Annotated in this window: 4 protein-coding genes; all 4 read left to right on the top strand. The window is 36.8% G+C overall.

From position 1 onward, the window contains the following. Nucleotides 1–28 precede the first annotated feature (28 nt). The 4 genes from ACAM30_RS00160 to ACAM30_RS00145 all read left to right on the top strand — a co-directional run bounded on the left by ACAM30_RS00160 (nt 29) and on the right by ACAM30_RS00145 (nt 20034). On the top strand, nt 29–538 hold the full coding sequence (locus ACAM30_RS00160) for a UpxY family transcription antiterminator (RefSeq protein ID WP_369616669.1): 510 nt from the start codon (nt 29–31) through the stop codon (nt 536–538). 250 nt (nt 539–788) lie between these two features. Beyond that, nucleotides 789–7673 carry an amino acid adenylation domain-containing protein gene (locus ACAM30_RS00155; RefSeq protein WP_369616668.1) on the top strand — a complete coding sequence of 2295 codons (6885 nt, stop codon included), beginning with the start codon at nt 789–791 and terminating at the stop codon, nt 7671–7673. Nucleotides 7674–7743: 70 nt separating this feature from the next. Next, nucleotides 7744–13467, top strand: a complete 5724-nt coding sequence (locus tag ACAM30_RS00150; RefSeq protein ID WP_369616667.1) for an amino acid adenylation domain-containing protein — start codon at nt 7744–7746, stop codon at nt 13465–13467. Nucleotides 13468–13521: 54 nt separating this feature from the next. Further along, nucleotides 13522–20034 carry an amino acid adenylation domain-containing protein gene (locus tag ACAM30_RS00145; RefSeq protein WP_369616666.1) on the top strand — a complete coding sequence of 2171 codons (6513 nt, stop codon included), beginning with the start codon at nt 13522–13524 and terminating at the stop codon, nt 20032–20034. Nucleotides 20035–20037: the final 3 nt, after the last annotated feature.

The raw sequence follows: 20037 nt of genomic DNA, 5'->3' as shown, positions 1-20037 counted from the left end.
AAGCTATTAAATAAATTGAAGGTTATTTATGAAGTCAATTCACAATGGTTGGTACGTTTTATATGTTAAAAGTCATCATGAAAGAAAAGTATTTGATATGCTTGGATATCTGTCTATTAAAGCTTTTTTGCCAACCATTCAGGTACAGAGTACACGTACAGACAGAAAAAAAAGTATCCAGAAATTGCTTTTCCCTTCTTATGTTTTTGTGAAAATTAATTCGTCATTAGATTTTTATAAAACACTTTCGGTTAATGGGGCGTGCATGTACATCCGTTTTGGAATGGAGTATGCTAAAGTGAGTGATGAAGAAATGCGAAAAATTGAACTTTTGCTTCTAAATAATGATGTTACAGAGGTTCAAACAAATGTTGAAGAATTTAGTGTTGGAGATTTTAAAACGATCTCTTACGGTTCCTTAAAAGGATTAGAATGTGAAATACTAAATACAAACAACACCAATAAAATTGTGGTTAGAATTGATTCGCTGCAGAAAAATATCACCGCTACAATTCCATCCTATTATTTGCAAAATTAACATTATGGAGCGTAAAAAGCCCGGCTTTCGATTATGATGAACTTAAACTCTCAATAAGAACGAGCTTTTTTCTGCGGAAGAGTAATAATTTAAATATCTATAGCATCCATATAATTAGTGAAATTATATGCCGTAAATGCTTTCGATCTATTTTATTAAAAGACAGTTTTTTACAATTAAACGGGATTCTTATACTTCTTTCATCACATTTTGAAGAAGTAAATGTCCCTCAAATTATTAGATTTTTTAAATGACAACCATTGAACAAAAAAGTATTTCGAACTATTGGGTAACAAAAGTTAAGAATAAATCCCTGATTAATAGTGTTCCGGCAGAAAATACAAATAGTAAGAACATACAAGTTGATACTGAGAATCTTTCTTTTTTTAAAAAACTTACAGGTGAAAATGCCATAGCAGAATTAACTGTTTTAATTGCGGTTTACACTGCCTTATTGCAACGCTATTTTGAAGTGGAGAGTTTTATTTTCACGTCGAAACCTGATGATGCGGAAATTGCATTATTATTTAAAAATATTTCTGCATCTGGTCAATCATTTAAGGACTATTTTGGAGAAGTTAAAAAGGAGCTACAGGAAGTTTATAAACATTCGGACTATCAGGATACGTTACAGGAAAAGTATCCTTTTGCTGGATATGCGCTTTTTGGCTTTTTCTACAATTTAAAATCCGCTCAGACAAAAAATAGTTTTCCGTTTTCATTATCAGTAAATAAAAATGATACCGAATTTGAGCTATTTCTTTCCTATGATGTTTCGTTTGTAGAGGATCATGTGGCGGCTCATTTTTTAAGTACTTATGCAAACTGGCTGCTGCATCTTGAGGATTATTTGAACAATTCAGTTGATCAAATACCGGTTGTTACTCCGTTGGAGAAAGAAGAATTGTTAAACTCTTTTAATCCTTCTGTAAAAAAATATCCGACTAAAACGCTTATTGAGTTATTTGAGGAACAGGCAGCAAAAACACCAGAACATACAGCGATTATTTTTAAAGACATAGAATTAAAGTATAACGAACTGAATCAGCAGGCGAATCAGTTAGCTCATTATCTCAGACAAGAGTTTGACATTCAGCCTAATGATTTAGTTGGAATAAAGCTCGAACGAAGTGAATCTATAGCAGTAGTGATCTTAGGAATTCTTAAATCCGGTGCGGCTTATGTGCCTATCGATGTTAATTATCCTGAAGAGCGTATTACATATATTGAAAAAGACAGTCAGTGCAAAGTTGTAATTGATGAGAATGAATTTCAAGATTTTCTCAATCAAAAAGACAATTATAAAACAGATAATCCTGAAAGACTAAATCAGTCTAGTGACTTGGCTTATATCATTTATACTTCGGGAACTACCGGAAACCCGAAAGGGGTAATGATTAGACATCAGAATGCGGTAGTTTTACTTTATTGGTCTCAGGAGGAATTTAATGCTGCGGCTTTTGATGTGGTTTATGCGGCAACTTCTTATTGCTTTGATCTTTCGGTTTACGAATTGTTTTACCCTTTATCTATAGGAAAAAAAATACGGATTCTGGACAATGCACTCGAAATTGGAGAAGCGCTTCAATACGATAAAAAGGTATTAATTAATACCGTGCCGTCAAGTATTAGAAATATTATAGAAAGCGGATACAGTTTAGAAAATGCCGCGATAATAAATCTGGCAGGTGAACCTTTTCCGGTTGATATTGCTAAGAAATTATTACAGACTAATGCTGAGATAAGAAATCTATATGGTCCGTCTGAAGATACAACCTACAGTACGGTTTATAGATTATCACCACAAAAAGAATATACTGTTTCGATTTCGATAGGCAAACCGTTAGCCAATACACAGGTTTACATATTGGATAAAAATTTAGAATTAGTACCGGTTGGTGTAGCCGGTAAATTGTACATTTCGGGTGATGGATTGTCAAAAGGATACTTGAATCGTCCTGAACTGACTGCTGAAAAATTTATACCGAATCCGTTTAAAGAGGAATCTTTAATGTACGATACCGGTGACATGGCCAAATGGCTCCCGGACGGTACTATTGATTTCCTGGGAAGAAAAGATTATCAGGTAAAATTAAGAGGATACCGCATCGAATTAGGAGAAATTGAAAACGCGGTACTCTCTTTTTCAGAAAATATAACACAAGCCGTTGCTCTGGTAGTACAAAAAAACGGAGTACAAAATTTGGTGGTCTATTTCACTAAAAGTAAAGTGGTGGACCACGAGATTTTAAAAAGTTATCTTAAGGAAAAGCTACCGGCTTTTATGATACCGCATTATTTTATGGGTGTCGATAAAATTCCGCTGACACCAAACGGAAAAATTGACCGTAAGGTTCTTGAAAGTTTGCCGTTGACTCAGGTATCAAATGCAAATTATGTAGCCCCGGAAAGTGAAACGGAAAAAACGCTGACTCTTATTTGGCAGGAAATTTTAGGGATTGAAAAAGTAGGTATCGAAGACAACTTTTTTGATTTGGGAGGACACAGTTTAATGATCGGTCAGGTGATCAATCATATTTACAAACAGTTAGAGGGATCTATTTCTTACAAAGAGTTTTTCTTAACTCCTACTATTGCGCAAATAAGTCAAAAAATACAAAAAGGAGGTTATAAGGCAATTCCCAAAGCGCAGGCCAAGGGATATTACCCGTTAACCTCTTCACAACATAAAATTTGGGTGCTGAGCCAGTTCGAAGGTGGTCATAGTGCTTACAACATGCATGGAGCTTTAAAATTTAAAGGAGAATTGGAAGTCTCAAAATTGGAGAAAGCTTTCCTTCTTTTAATCGCTAAGTATGAAATTTTAAGAACCTATTTTAAAGCGGGCTATGATGGCGAAATAAGTCAGTACATCTTAGCAGAAGGCGAATGGAATTTTGCTCTTACTCACGAAAATTATCTGAATAAGAGCACAGAAGAGATTTCTCAATATTTAGAGGAACAGCAAGCCGTTATTTTTGATTTAACGAAAGCGCCATTATTAAAAGCATCATTACTAAAAACAGAAGAAAACGAACATATACTTTCTTTAACGGTACAGCACACCATAAGCGATGGCTGGTCGTTAGAACTGATGTTTTCTGAGATTGTTGCCGCTTACAATAATTTGGTTCAGGAAAAACCTGTTGATTTTTCACCTGCAGCAATTCAGTTTAAAGATTATGCGGCATGGTTACAGTCGCAGGAAAACGAAGGAACGGTTTTAGATTCAGAAAACTATTGGTTATCTGTATTTAAAGAAGATATTCCTGTTTTGGAATTGCCAAGTTACAGAAGCCGTCCGGTGAGACAAACGTATAATGGGAATACACTTTCCTATCAATTTTCGGAAACTTTTTTATCAAAATTAAAACATTTTTCTAAAACGAATAATGTTACTCCGTTCATGACACTAATGGCCGGAATCAATGCTCTGTTGTACCGCTACACGAATCAGAATACAATTGTTCTGGGTACTCCGATAGCCGGAAGGGAGCATCCGGAACTGGAAAATCAGCTTGGATTATTTTTAAACACTTTAGCAATTAAAACCGAAATAACCGGAACGGATAGTTTTACAACGTTACTGGAGCTGCAGAGAAAAATCTTAATCGAGGCTTATGAACATCAGAATTATTCCTTCAGCACTTTAGTCAACAAACTTAATTTAAAAAGAGACGCTTCGAGATCGGCCTTGTTTGATGTGTTGGTTGTACTGCAAAATCAGGCACAATTAAACACCCTATCGACCAATGTTCCAATGCTGGGTGTTGATGTCGAGCCTTATGAAGTGAAACGAAATACTGCTCAGTTTGATCTTAGCTTTATTTTCACAGAGCAGGAGGAAAGACTGTTATTGAGTCTGGAATACAATACCGATTTATACGATGCCTTTTGGATTAAGGCAATCTTCAAACATTTCGAGAATTTGTTGACGACCGTATTTACGGATGCAAACGTTACGATTGATGCTATTGGATATTTAGAGGAAACAGAAAAAGAATTGTTGCTGAAAAAATTCAATGCTACTGAAATTTACTTTCCAAAAGAAGCTACTATTGTTGATCTGCTGGAGTCTCAGGCAGCCCAAACACCAAATGATTGCGCTCTTATTTACAGGGATATACGACTAACTTATAAAGAACTCCACGAACAATCCAATCAATTTGGGGATTATCTGAGAGAAAATTATGCGATCAGCCCCAACGATTTAGTTGGTGTTCGTTTAAAAAGAGACGAGCGTTTGCTTATAAGCATTTTAGGAGTGCTTAAATCAGGTGCAGCTTATGTTCCGATGGATGTTAATTATCCTGAGGATCGCATAAAATATATTGTAGAAGATAGTAATTGCAAAGTGGTAATTGACGAAAACGAATGGAGCAAGTTTCAGGCAAAAAAACAACAATACAGTATCGAAAATCTTCCAAAAATAAACCAAGCCGAAGATTTGGCTTATGTTATCTATACTTCGGGAACAACAGGTAAACCAAAAGGAGTTCTGATTACCAATAAAAATGTTACAGCACTCTTGTATTGGGCCAAAAAAGAATTCAATACAGAACGTTTTGATTTGGTCTATGCGGTAACCTCACATTGTTTTGATCTTTCGGCTTATGAGATGTTTTTTACGTTATCAGTTGGAAAGACTATAAAACTGCTTAGCAATGCTTTGGAGATTAGTAAAGAATTAAAAACAGATAAAAAAGTTTTACTGAATACAGTTCCTTCCAGTATCCGAAGTCTGATTGAGGAAGATTTTTCTTCCTTAGAAAATGCCAGCATCATCAATTTGGCGGGTGAACCATTTCCGGTAGATATTGCCAGAGAATTGCTGTGCACTACAGCAGAAATCAGAAACCTGTACGGACCTTCTGAGGATACAACTTATAGCACGTATTACCAGTTAGAAAAAGACAAGACTTATAAAACAATTCCGGTTGGAAAACCTATTTCCAATACACAGGCTTATGTATTAGACCAAAATCTACAGCTTACACCAGTAGGAATTGCTGGGAAACTTTATTTAGGCGGTGAAGGAGTAGCGCTCGGATATTTGAACAAAGAAGAACTTACAGCAGCAAAATTTATCAGTAATCCATTTGTTGAGGGAAGCATTTTATACGATACGGGCGATATGGTCAAATGGTTTCCGGACGGGAATATTGAATTCCTGGGAAGAAAAGACCATCAGGTTAAATTAAGGGGCTATCGAATAGAGCTGGACGAAATAGAAAATGGTCTCCTGCAATTTTCAGCAGAGGTAAAACAAGTTGTGGTGGCGGTAAAACCGTTTAAAGCTGTTGATACTTTAGTGGCATATTACACAGTGGCTAATGCCATTTCTAAAGACGATTTGAAAGTATATCTGCAAAGCAAACTGCCGGCTTATATGGTGCCGCAATACTATGTTGAGGTTCCTTTTATTCCTTTATCTCCAAATGGAAAAACAGACAAAGAAGCACTTCCGAATATCGACGAAACTAACGAGACGAATAGTGGTTATGTGGAACCTAAAGGAAGGATTGAAAAGACAGTAGCACTTATCTGGAAAGATATTTTAGCAGTAGAGACCATCAGTGCATCCGATGATTTTTTCAATCTGGGAGGGCACAGTCTTAAGCTCGGGCAGTTGATTAATAAAATAAACGAACAATTACAGGTTACCGTTCCTTTTGAAAAGCTGTTTGAATATTCTGTTTTAAAAGATCAGGCTGAACTGATAAAGAGATCGTTCTCCAATAATTTTGAACCTATTACAGCAGTTCCTGCGGCCGCTTCATACGAAATGTCGTACGCACAAAAAAGCCTTTGGATGGTGAGTCAGTTTAAAGGTCAAGAGGTAGCTTATAATATTCCTGCCGTATATCATTTTTATGGAACGTTTGACATTATTGCTTTTAAAGAAGCCTTTTACCGCGTTATCAAAAAACATGAAATACTGAGAACGGTTTTTAAAGAAGATGAAGAAAAAAGTATCAGACAGTTCATTACACCATCAGAAGAATTTAAACTTTCAATCGGATGCGAAGATTTTAGCGACTTTAATGACAAAGAGCTGTTACTAAAGCAGGAAATTAAACAAATAAGCAATTTTGAATTTGATTTGTTCAAAGGACCTTTGTTCAAAGCAAAATTAGTTCACATCGATTCCCAACATCATGTTTTGTTATTTGTAATCCATCATATCATATCCGATGCCTGGTCATTGCAGTTATTGATAGAAGAGATCAGCAGTAATTACAACTCCATATTGAAAAAAGAAGCAGTTCTGCCTTCTTCTAAATTAGACATTCAGTACAAAGAATACAGTCATTGGTTAAAAACTCAGGTTGAATCGAATGCGATTACCAATGCTTATTGGATGAAGGAGCTGCAAGGGCATTTAAAACCGCTCCAGTACCAATACGATTATCTACTCTCGGATGATGTTGAAGATCAAGATAATAAAATCGATTTTTCTCTGAATGCTGAGGTCAATTCAATCCTAAAGAAAATCGCTAAAAAGCTTAATGTCACGGAATTTTCATTTCACCTGGCCGCATTTTTCAGTTTTTTACATGTACAAACAGAGCAATCGGATATCGTATTAGGAGTTCCGTTTGCGGGAAGGGCTCATGCGCATCTCGAAGATCAGCTGGGGTATTATGTTAACCTGCTTCCTATACGAGTTAAACTTCATCGAAATGAAAATTTCGAAACCATAATTAGATTGGTTCAGCACAAATTGTCCAAAGCTTTTGAGCATCAAATGTACCCAATTGATTTAATTCTGAGAGATTTAGAATTTGAGAGGGGAGACAGAGGAACCAATTTCATCAATACTGGTTTTACCTGGAATGAACTTACTCATGATGAATTTACAATCAATGAAAATCTTAAAGCAAAAGCACAAAATGTAGCCACAGAACAGGTTAAGTATGACTTGTGGGTGATTTCAAACGGTTCCAATTTCATCCTCGAATACAGAAAAGATGTTTTTAGCAAAGATACCGTAGACCTTTTTGCAGAACGTTATCTGGTATTTCTCGAAGAACTGTCAAAAGGCATAGAACATGAAATAGGAACCTACAGTTTTAAAACCGAACGTGAAAAACAACTGGAAGCTTCCAGAATCAATATCGAAATCAATTTTTAGTGATCCTGTAAAATCAATACAACATTCAAATAAACCTTTTGTAATCCCTACAATATAATCAGACTACAGCATGAAAGATAAGAAAATCATACAAGATTATTGGTTGAACAAAATAAAGCAATACAGTAACGAAAGCGGTTATTTACTTGGCAGATACGAGCAAGTTCCTTCCGGTGAGTATCGCATTTTATTAAAAAAGAATTGTCTGGATAAGATTGCTAAACTATCAGGAGGGAATGCCATTGCTGCGGCGACGATTTATTTGTCTGTTTTCAATACACTATTAAAAAGATATACCCATAACGAAAGTATCTGGGTAGCTTCATCACCTTTTATTTTGGAAGGAGTACAGCCGGAAAAAGAGGCCTTGTTGTTTTATAACACCATTATATCCAATATCTCTTCATTAAGAGATGCGATAAATACAACCAAACAGGAGATTGAAGAAACGCTGCTTTATGATACTATTGATTTTGAATTAATTGAAAAAGAATTTCTAAATATTGAAGTGACTTCTGAAGATTACCTTCAATATGCTTTTGTATATCAGAAATTAAATCACAGCAATAATCTATTGGCTCAGGCCAAACTTTGTCTGGACATTGACGACACCAAGGCAGGTGAGGAATCAATTACCATACATTTTGATGCGGTGAAATATGATGCGCTTTTCATCCAGAATATGGTGGAGCATTTTACGCATATACTTGAAAATATTAGTGATCTGATTGATGTTAAGGTTAATGATATTGAATTTATTACAGCCTCTGAAAAACAACAGTTGCTGGAGTTTTCAGGGGAATCAGAAAAGAAGATTGAGGCAAGTGTTATCGAGATTTTTGAACAGCAGGTAAAGGCGACGCCTGAGAACATTGCTTTAGTTTATAAAGGAAAAAAATACAGCTATGTGGAGGTAAACCGAAAAGTGAATCATCTGGCCAGTTTGTTGCAAAAAGAGTACGGAATTAAATCCGGAGATAGTATCGGGGTCATGACAGATTACTCGGCCAATACGGTTTTCTCTTTCGCAGCGGCATTAAAACAGGGCGCCACTTATTTGCCATTAGATTATAACCTTACTACGGAAAGACTTGATTATATCCTGTCGGACACACAGCCTAAAGTGATCATCACTCAAATCGAGTATCTGAACGATCTGCTTCATTACGATATTCCGCTGTTTAGTATTGATGTGATGCTAAATGAAGAAAATATTTCGGATGTAAACTGGGAAAGCAGCAACAAAGGAGATATCGCTTATATCATGTACACTTCAGGATCAACCGGAGTACCAAAAGGTGTTGTGGTAAAAGATAAAAGTATCGTGCGATTGGTGAAAGATACCAATTATATCGAAATTGATCCTCAGGATCGTATTCTGGCCATCTCAAATGCTTCATTCGACGGTTCTACTTTTGATATTTGGGGAGCACTATTAAACGGAGCGACTTTGCACATTCCGGAGAAAGATTTAGTACTCAATTTTGAACTGCTGTTTCAGGCCATTACGGCAAATGAAATTTCGGTTGTTTTTATGACAACGGCTTTGTTCAATTCTATGGTGGATACGGATATTGACAGTCTTAAGAATTTGAGAAAAATTCTTTTTGGCGGAGAAATGGTTTCTGTATCACATGTGCGCAAGTTTGTCAATCATTTCGGAAGCGGAAGGCTGATACACGTTTACGGGCCAACCGAGAATACCACTTTTTCCACTTTTTCCCCGGTTGATGAAGTTTCAGAAGAAGCATCAAGCATCCCGATTGGAAAACCAATTTCTTATACCCAATGTTACATTCTTAACGAGAGTATGAAATTACAGCCAGTTGGTATTGCCGGAGAATTGTATGTTTCCGGCGAAGGCGTTGCAGCAGGCTACTTAAACAAAGAAGAGCTTACCTCAAACAGTTTTGTTGAAAATCCTTATCACAAAAACGCTCTGCTGTATAAAACCGGAGACATCTGCAAATGGCTGCCTGACGGTACGATAGAAATTTTAGGCAGAAGAGACAGCCAGGTAAAGATTCGTGGTTTCAGAATAGAATTAGGAGAAATCGAACGAAAAATAACGAGTTACAATAACATTACCGAAGCTGTAATTCTGGTCAACAAAGACAGTCATGATGTGAAATTTTTAGCAGCCTTTTTTGTTGCCGATGCAACTATTAATACGGATGAGCTTCGTTCTTTCCTGGCACAAAAACTGCCTAATTATATGGTTCCGGCTCATATTACTCAGGTACCACAGATTCCATTGAACAGAAACGGAAAAGTAGATCAGAAAGAATTAAACAAACTGACAAAATCAAATACGGAAACCACCAGAGAACTTGTTTTACCCACTACTGAAATTCAAATAGCCCTGCACAACATCTGGAAAGAATTGTTTGATAAAGAAGACATCAGTATCACCGATGACTTTTTCGACATTGGCGGACACAGTATCAAGGCAATGAACCTGGTGTCGACTATTCATAAAAACTTAAATATAAAAATAGACATCGGAACCGTTTTTGAGGACCGAAATATTAAAGCACTTTCAGAAACGATACTACAGGCTCAGGAGAATGTATTTCAGGAAATAGAAGCCTTGGAAGAGCAGCCAAGTTATGCAGTGTCATCATCACAGCAGCGCTTTTGGGCATTGAGTCAGTTTCAGGAAGCCAACAAAGCTTATACCATTCCTAGTATCTACACCTTAACGGGTGATCTGGACAAAAAGGCCTTAGCTATAGCTTTTCAAACCATAACCCAACGACATGAAAGTTTCAGAACCACTTTTAAAGAAGATGAAAATCAGGAATTAAGACAATTCATTTTGCCTGAATCGGAAAGTAATTTTGAGATTGATTTCATTGATTTTCGCAATCGTTCAGAAAATGAATTAGAAGAGACTATTAACAATCTTATTGAGGTAGTATTTAATTTATCGGAAGGACCGCTTTTAAAAGTAAGTGTATTGCAGATCGAAGAATCCAAAGCGATACTGGTAGCCGTGATGCATCATATTATTAGCGATGGACTGTCTATGGAAGTTTTTATTGAAGAGCTCTTGCATTTGTACAAAGCCCATAAAAATAGACTTTCTGTAGATTTTAAACCGCTCAGAATACAATACAAAGATTTTGCTGCCTGGCAGAATCAACAACTGGAGAATGAATCACTGCAGACTCACAAAGCATACTGGATGGAGAAATTCTCAGGAGAGCTTCCGGTGCTGAACCTTCAGAAAAGTAAAATTCGTCCTAAAATTAAATCTTATAACGGCGAAACAATTACCATAAATATTGACAGCAGAACATTAAAAAATTTCAAAAATATACTGGAGCAGGAAAACCTGACTTTGTTCATGGGGCTGGTAACTGTAGTAAATGTTCTAATTTATAAATATACCAATCAGGAAGATATCGTATTGGGAACTACGATTAGCGGTAGAAATCATATCGATTTAGAGGGACAGATAGGCTGTTTTATTAACGTATTGCCATTACGCAGTCAGTTTTCACACAAAAATTCAATAATTGATTTATTCCGAAAGGTAAAAAAACTGACTCAGGAAGCTTACGAACATCAGATTTATCCTTTTGAACAATTAATTAATGATTTGAATCTGACGCATGATATCAGCAGAAACCCTTTATTTGATGCTACGGTCGTTTTACAAAATGCAGACTTAGATCAAAAATTAAATGCTCTTAATAATGAAGGCCTTGAAATAGCTTTGTACGAAAAAATCAAAGCAACCGTAAGCCGATTTGATATTTCATTCAATTTTGTAGAAACGGTAAAGGGACTGGAATTTAGCTTGGTCTACAATACGGACATTTTTGATACCATTTTTATTCGTCAGATTCAAAAGCATTTTCATAACCTGCTGAATGCCGTAATTGCAAATCCGCATAATTCTATTGCTTCCCTGCCTTATTTATCGGTTGGTGAGGTACAGCTTTTTACATCAGATTTTAGTGCCGGAACCTTTAACTCTCAGGTTTGTCCGGACATTGTCGATGCCTTTCAACAGCAGGTTAGTAAAACGCCCGCACAGATAGCCGTCGTGTATAAAAACCGACAATTGACTTATGAGGAATTAGATCGTAATGCAAACAAAATTGCTCATTTGTTAACCACAGCGTATGGAGTGACTAATGGAGAAAAAGTCGGAATCATTTTAGATAAATCAGAACTTTTGATCAGTACGATAATCGGGATTTTAAAAGCCGGCGGGGTATATGTTCCAATCGATGTGGAAAGTCCTAAGATCAGAAAAGAACTTATTATCAATGATATCGACACAAAAGTCATCATTACCCAGATGGATTATATGTTTGATCTTGACTTTTTTGAAGGAAGTATTATCGCCATCGATGTTCAGTTAGACGCTTTAGAGAACCATTCTCCGGCTCCACAAATTACAAACAGTCCTGATGCTCCGGCCTACATTATGTATACTTCCGGCTCGACCGGAAATCCAAAAGGTGTTTTGGTACCGCATAAAGGAGTTACCAGACTGGTTAAAAACACCAATTACATCGATTTTGATACTGTACACGCCATCTTGTCTACAGGTTCAGTCTCTTTTGATGCCTCAACGTTTGAGTTTTGGGGAGCATTGCTTAATGGTGGAAAATTGGTTTTATGTGATAAGGAAGATTTGTTAAACACAACAAAATTGGCTTCACTGATAAAAACAGAAAAAGTAGATACGATGTGGTTTACGTCGGGACTATTAAATCAGTTTACCGATCATGACGTATCTCTTTTTGAAGGATTAAACAATGTACTGGCGGGAGGTGAAAAATTATCCGCTAAGCACATCCGTAAATTACTGGAAGCCTATCCGGAACTGAACCTTATTAACGGTTATGGGCCTACTGAAAATACTACGTTTTCGGCAACTTATAAAATTACAGCACCGGTAGAAGAGGATATCCCAATTGGAAAACCGATCAATAATTCTAAAGCTTACATCTTAGATCAAAATTTAGAGCTATGTCCGTTAGGAGTTGTTGGAGAAATATATCTGGCAGGTGACGGACTTTCGTTAGGCTACTTAAATGCAGCAGAATTAAATGCTGAAAAATTCTTAAATCCGAGAAGTTTGAATAACGAACGGGTTTATAAAACAGGTGATTTAGGCTTGTGGCTGCCCAATGGGAATATCAAATTTTTCGGAAGAAAAGACAGTCAGATCAAACTTCGCGGTTACCGAATTGAACTAAACGATATTGAAAAAACTTTAGATGCACATCCGGATATCAATGGGACCGTAGTGGTATTGAAACAAGTATCTGAGGCAGCCGACGAAAAATTTATTGTGGCTTATGTTAAGTCCAATCAGACTATGAATCAGAAGGAGTTAAAAGCTTATTTGGCGGAAAGACTCCCTTTTTATATGATTCCAACCTATTTTATCGAAGTGGAAGATTTCATTTTGAATAAAAACGGAAAGATCGATAAAGACCTTCTTCCCGAAATTGATTTGTCCCAATTAGAAAGAGAATTCATATCCTACCGAAATGAAACGGAGAAAACCCTCTCTGAGATTTGGAGTGAAATATTGGTGATGGAAAAGATGAGTGTAACCGATGATTTCTTTGAAATAGGAGGACACAGTTTGAGAGCCGTAAAATTAGCCAATATGATTCAGGAAAGTTTTGGTGTTGAGGTGAGTATCGGACATGTATTTCAATTCAGAACTATCGAAACGATGGCCGAGCAGCTCAGGTTTATTCAGAAACAGGAAGAACTGACAGCAAACAAAAAAGACCTTCAGGAAATCGATATTGATTTATAATACAGCCATTTACTCTACTAATTGAAAATATCCTCTGAAAATTAAAATAAACCAATGAAAGACTTAATTGACAAACTACAGGGAGAAGGAATTTTACTTGAACTCATAGATAATAAACTGAAGGTTTTTGCCGAACAATCTACTATTGCTCCCGGTTTAATTGAAGAAATAAAAAAGCACAGAGAAGAGCTGACTCTTTTTTTAGCGAACAGTCAAAAGCTGCAGGCATCAAAACCTGCATGGCCTGAAATACAAAAAACAGCCGAATCTGAATACTACCCTTTATCTTCTTCACAATATAGAATGTGGGTTTTAAGTCAAATGGAAGAATCCAGTAAAGCCTATAATGTTCCGGCTTTGTACACTTTTGAAGGGAATCTGAATGTTAGAACATTGGAGCATGCTTTTCAGTTGATTATCGAACGTCATGAAATTCTGAGAACCAGGTTTGTCAATAACGAGAATACCGTTGTACAAAAAATAATCCCTGCCGAAGCAATAAAATTTAAGGTAGAAGAAATTGATCTCAGAAATCAAACAGCCAGTGCGGAAGAACTCATCAGCAAAGAAATGTCTTATTCTTTTGATTTGGAAAAGGAGCTGCTCCTAAAAAGTACTGTTTATCAAATAGAAGAGAATAAATGGATATTCTTCTTTATGATTCACCACATCATCAGCGATGGCTGGTCGATGGGGGTACTTATAAATGAATTATTAGAAAACTACACAGCACTTGAAAAAGGAGAAAATGTTGCAAAAGAACCTTTAACGATACAATACAAAGAATACGCAGTTTGGCAGCAAAAGCTATTGAGCGATGATTATTTTGCAGCGCACAAAGAATATTGGCTGTCACAGATTTCAGGTGAAATTCCTAAAATACAGCTTCCTTTCAGTAAAACAAGACCGGTTTTAAAAACCTATAATGGTGATACTGTTTACAGAACGATAAATAAAGAAGTAAACACAAAGTTCAAGAAAGTTTGTCTGGACAACGAGAGCACTTTGTTCATGGGATTATTGGCTACTTTAAAAATAGTACTTTACAAATATACCAATCAGACAGATGTAATTGTGGGGTCGCCAATAGCCGGGCGCGAATTGCAGGCGCTTCATAATCAGTTAGGTTTGTATTTAAACACCATTGCTTTAAGAGGAGTGATGAATCCGAAAGACAGTTTCGAATCCTTCTTAAAGAATAGTAAGGAGATTACGCTTAAAGCCTATAACTACCAATCGTATCCTTTTGATAAACTCATTGAAGAAGCACAGTTGGAGACTGATTTAAGCAGAAATCCATTGTTTGATATCTTCCTGATTTTACAAAACAACGAAAGTACGAACGTAAAAAACATAGGTGACCAGCTAACGGTTCAGGCTTTAGAAACAGAAAACAAAACCAGTAAGTTTGATTTGCTTTTCAATTTTGTTGAGGTTGACGAGAATTTAGAATTGAGTATTGTTTATAATACCGATTTATACGACGCCTTTTTTATCGAGCAAATCACGGTACATTTTGAGCATTTGTTAAGCTTAGTAAGCAACAATCCATCAGAAACAATTGAGAATCTGTCTCTGGTAACTGATGCCGAAAAGAAAAAACTGGTTTCAGATTTCAATGCTACACAGTTCAGCGATCAGGTTTGTGCTCCATTGAATGTGTTATTTGAAGAACAAGTGGAGAAACTAGCCAATCACACAGCACTTCGTTTCAAAGAAAAAGAATTTACCTTTCAGGAACTGAATGAAAAAGTGAATCAGTTAGCTCATTATTTACGTCAGGAAAAAAATATCAAACAAGGCGATTTTGTAGTTGTAAAACTTCCAAGAAGCGAGCAGATGATTATCGCTCTTATGGCCATCATAAAAGCAGGAGGCGCTTATATTCCGGTAGAACCACAATATCCCGAAGAAAGAATCAATTTCATTATAGCCGACAGTCAGTGCAAATTTTTGATTGATGAGAAAACTTTAGAAAGTTTCTCAGAACAATTGGCTTCTCTGTCTAAAAGCAATCCTGAAAATCACAATAAAGTGACCGATTTGGCTTATGTACTTTATACCTCCGGGTCAACCGGAAATCCGAAAGGCTGTATGATTACCCACGAAGGAGTGACCAACAGAATTGATTGGATGTGGAACGAATATAACTACTCTTCGGAGGACGTTATTTTGCAAAAAACCACATTTACTTTTGATGTTTCGGTATGGGAAATTTTTATGCCTTTATGTTGGGGAACCAAAATGGTACTTTGCGAACAGGACGACATTTCAGAACCGCATCGCATTCTGAATTTAATTCAAAACAATGGTGTAACCAGTCTGCATTTTGTTCCAAGTATGCTCAATACCTTTATTGCTTCGGTGACTGACACAGAACAATTAGCGGACAAATTATCTAGTCTCCGTGCTGTAATCACCAGCGGTGAAGCTTTAACACCCTTGACAGTTAAGGAATGGTACAGTAAAGTATCAGCTGCACCCATTTACAATCTTTACGGTCCAACAGAAGCTTCAATAGACGTTACTTACTTTAATACAGTAAAAGGCAACGAAATAATCCCGATTGGAAAACCGATATGGAACACGCAGATTTATATTTTAAGCGAATCAGATGCTGTTCAGCCTATTGGTGTAGCGGGAGAAATTTGTATTGCCGGAAAAGGACTGGCTCTTGGTTACCTAAACAATCCGGAGTTGACTCGTCAGAAGTTTGTACCAAATCCGTTTCAATCCGGAGCGAAAATGTATCGAACCGGAGATCTGGGCATGTGGTCGCCCGACGGGAATGTAGCCTATTTAGGAAGAAAAGATTTCCAGGTAAAAATCAGAGGATTCAGAATAGAGCTGGAAGAAATAGAAGCGGCATTACACCAGCATCCGCAAATACAAACGGCTGTGGTTTTAGACCATACCAATGAAAACAGCGGAGATAAATATCTGACAGGTTATATTGTAGCAAATGGTGAATTGGTGAAGGAAGAACTCAACTTATGGCTGGGAACAAAACTTCCTTCGTATATGATTCCGTCAAACTTTGTGGTGGTAGATGAAATTCCGTTAACCAACAGCGGTAAAGTAGACCGAAATAAACTACGAAATAGCAACGGATTGAGTTTAAAAACAACCATCGCTTATGTTCCTGCGCAGAACGAGCTGGAGCAAAAACTGGTAGTGATTTGGGAAGAAATTCTCAACCAGACCAAGGTCGGGATACTCGAAGACTTTTTTACACTGGGCGGTCACAGTTTGAGTGCTACGCATTTAGCGAATATCATCAACAGAGAATTCAATATAAAAATCAACCTGAGAGATATTTTCGAAAACAGAAACATTCAAAGTCTGGCCAAAAAAATAGCAGAGAGCAATACAACTGTTTATCAGGAAATTAAAAAAGTACCGGAAAGTACCAGTTATCTGCTTTCGTCAGGGCAAAGAAGACTATGGCTGCTGTCACATTTAGACGATGCAAGTATAGCGCTCAACATGTACAAGACCTTTACGTTTACCGGTGTATTGGACATTTCGGTATTTACCGCAGCTTTTCTGGCTATTCTGAAAAGACATGAAAGTCTGCGAACGGTTTTCAGACTGGACGAAAATGGTATCGTGAAGCAATATATTAAAGCATTTAATGAAAGTTTATTGAATGTAACGATTGAAGATTTCAGACCAAATCAATATGCTCAGGAGGTAATTGATGCCAAAATCAATCAGGAAATCGACAAACCTTTTAATCTGGAAGAAGATTCTTTGCTGCGATTGAAATTGTATCAGATCAAAGACGATCAATGGATGTTCTCTTTTGTAATGCATCATATTATCAGTGACGGATTGTCGATGAATATTTTGACGAAAGAATTTGTTTCGAATTATCAAAATCTATCGCAAGGAAAAGCAATTATAGCTTCTGATTTAAAAATTCAGTATAAAGATTATGCGCAATGGCAAACGGAGCAGTTTCAGTCTGACGAATATAAAAATCAGCTGCAGCACTGGTTGAAAAAGTTTGAAGGAGAAGTTCCGGTATTAGATTTTCCAACAGATAAATCAAGAGCGGCAATCAATGCGTATGACGGAGATTCAGTTGATTTTACCATTGAGAAAGAGACTTTTTCAAAATTTAAAAACTTCTGTGAGAGCCACTCAATTACCGTTTTCACCGGACTTTTATCATTGGTCAAAACTTTACTATACAAATATACCCAACAACAGGATATTACCGTTGGTACGCCTATCGGAGGCAGAATACATAGCGATTTAGAAGATCAGATCGGACTTTACATCAACACAGTTCCTTTGCGAACGGTATTCAATGAAAATCACGATTTCATAAGCTTACTGCATCAGGTAGAACAAAGTGTTATCGATGCACAGGAAAATCAAATGGTCGCTTTTGATGAATTGGTACTCAATTTAGATCTTCAATTAAGCCGTAACCGACATCCGTTGTTTGACGTTTGGTTTGTACTGAGAGACAATTCAATAGAAGCCGATAAACAAGCGCTCGAAATAGATAACCTGCAAATCGCTGAATACGATGAGGTAAGCCTGAAAAAATGTTTATTTGACTTAGTATTTAACTTTATCGAAAGCGAGGGACAGTTAGAAGGTAAAATCGAATATAAATCAGGATTGTACGTCAGAGAAACTATTGTGCGTTTAATCTCAAACTTAAAAGTGTTGTTGCATCAGGTACTGGTAAACTCAGATCAAAGTTTGTCGGCATTATCCTTCCTGAATCCGGAGGAAGAAAATTTACTGCTTCATGTCTTTAATAATACGACAAGAGATTATAGCGTACAGCCTGACACCTTAATTGGTCTGTTCCAAAAACAGGTGCTGCAAACACCGGAACAGACGGCACTTGTTTTCGAAGATAAAAAAATAAGCTATCAGGAATTGGATGAAGTATCCAATAAACTGGGGAATTATTTAAAGAAAAAATACGGCATAAAGCTAAATGAATTTGTTGGTGTTAAATTAAACCGAAGCGAGTGGAATGTCATTTCATTATTAGGGATTCTAAAAAGCGGAGGAGTTTATGTACCAATCGACATTGCTTATCCGGAGGAAAGAATCGATTATATCATTGAAAACAGCGAGTGCAAACTGGTTATCGATTCAGATGAAATTTATGATTTCAGATCGATGGAAAAGTTGTACAGCAGTGCGATGGAGGAATCGAATAGCAGTGCCGATGATTTGGCCTATTTGATTTATACGTCCGGTTCAACGGGTTTACCTAAGGGAGTTTCGATAAAGCAGGGTGCTATTTCGAATACGATTTTATCGCAGATTGAAATTTTTGGCAATGAAAACAAAGAAAAAGCCCTTCAGTTGGCCTCGTTTTCATTTGATGCTTCGATTTCAGAAATCTTTACGGTTTTGGCTTCGGGCGGAGAATTGCACATCATAACCGATGAGGTAAAAAAAGACACCGAAGAACTCGAAAATTACATCGAAGAACACGCCATTAATTTCGCAACTATTTCTCCTTCTTATTTAAAATTACTACAGCTGGATAAAATTAAAAGTTTGAAAAAGCTGGTAACGGCGGGAGAAGCAGCTCCAACCGAAGAAGTTAAAAAATACCTGACTTATGGCGGTACCTGTTTTAATGCTTACGGCCCTACAGAAACCAGTATTTGTGCTGCGATTTATAAGGTAAATGAAAATGAGGTACAGGAACTTACCAATATTCCGATCGGATTTCCAATTGCCAATACCAAAATTTACATCCTCGGAACCAATGAAAAACTGCTTCCTCTTGGAGCCATCGGTGAAATTTATGTCAGCGGAGCCGGTTTAGCCGAAGGGTATTTGAACAAGCCGGAATTAACCAATCAGAAGTTTATCGATAATCCGTTTGCGGAAGGCGAAAAACTATACAAAACCGGTGATTTAGGAAAATGGCTCCCTAACGGTACGATTGAATATGCCGGAAGAAATGACGATCAGGTAAAAGTGAGAGGATTCAGAATCGAACTGGGCGAAATAGAAACCGTAATCAAAGAACACGAAGCCATTGAAGATGCTGTAGTAGTGGTCAAAGAAGACAGTTTAGGAATTAAAGAAACCGTTGCCTTTTTTGTACTGAAATCCGATTCGGTTTCAGATAGCGAGGATATTAAAGAATTCCTGGAAGACAAACTGCCGGAGTATATGATTCCGTCGCACTTTATAAGTTTAAATGAATTTCCGCTGACCTTAAATGGAAAAACAGACAAAAAGAAATTGTTGCAGAACAAATCTTTAACCGAAAATTTTTCCCGAAACTATCTGGCACCCAGAGACGAAACAGAACGTCAACTTGCCGCATTGTGGGAAGAAGTGCTGGAAATCGATAAAGCAGGAGTACTGGACGACTTCTTTAAAATAGGAGGCCACAGTTTAAAAGCCACTTATTTAATCACAAGAATCAAAACAGAATTTAATGTAAAACTCGATCTGATTTCGATTTTCAATAATGCCACTTTGGGAGAAATGGCTGCCGAAATAAAAAAGGCACAGCTCGTGAATGCAGAAGTCGTGATTACAGATGATTTTGAAAATATCTCCCTATAACCT

The organism is Flavobacterium sp. CFS9, from assembly GCF_041154745.1.
In the GTDB taxonomy this organism is placed as follows: domain Bacteria; phylum Bacteroidota; class Bacteroidia; order Flavobacteriales; family Flavobacteriaceae; genus Flavobacterium.
Note: the sequence above shows the minus strand (reverse complement) of the source record. Positions and strands in the feature narration are given on the sequence as shown.

What these genes read in the sequence shown, in the direction of transcription:
- ACAM30_RS00160 (WP_369616669.1), top strand. Translation starts at nt 29, where the DNA reads ATGAAGTCAATTCACAATGGTTGGTACGTTTTATATGTTAAAAGTCAT.
- ACAM30_RS00155 (WP_369616668.1), top strand. Translation starts at nt 789, where the DNA reads ATGACAACCATTGAACAAAAAAGTATTTCGAACTATTGGGTAACAAAA.
- ACAM30_RS00150 (WP_369616667.1), top strand. Translation starts at nt 7,744, where the DNA reads ATGAAAGATAAGAAAATCATACAAGATTATTGGTTGAACAAAATAAAG.
- ACAM30_RS00145 (WP_369616666.1), top strand. Translation starts at nt 13,522, where the DNA reads ATGAAAGACTTAATTGACAAACTACAGGGAGAAGGAATTTTACTTGAA.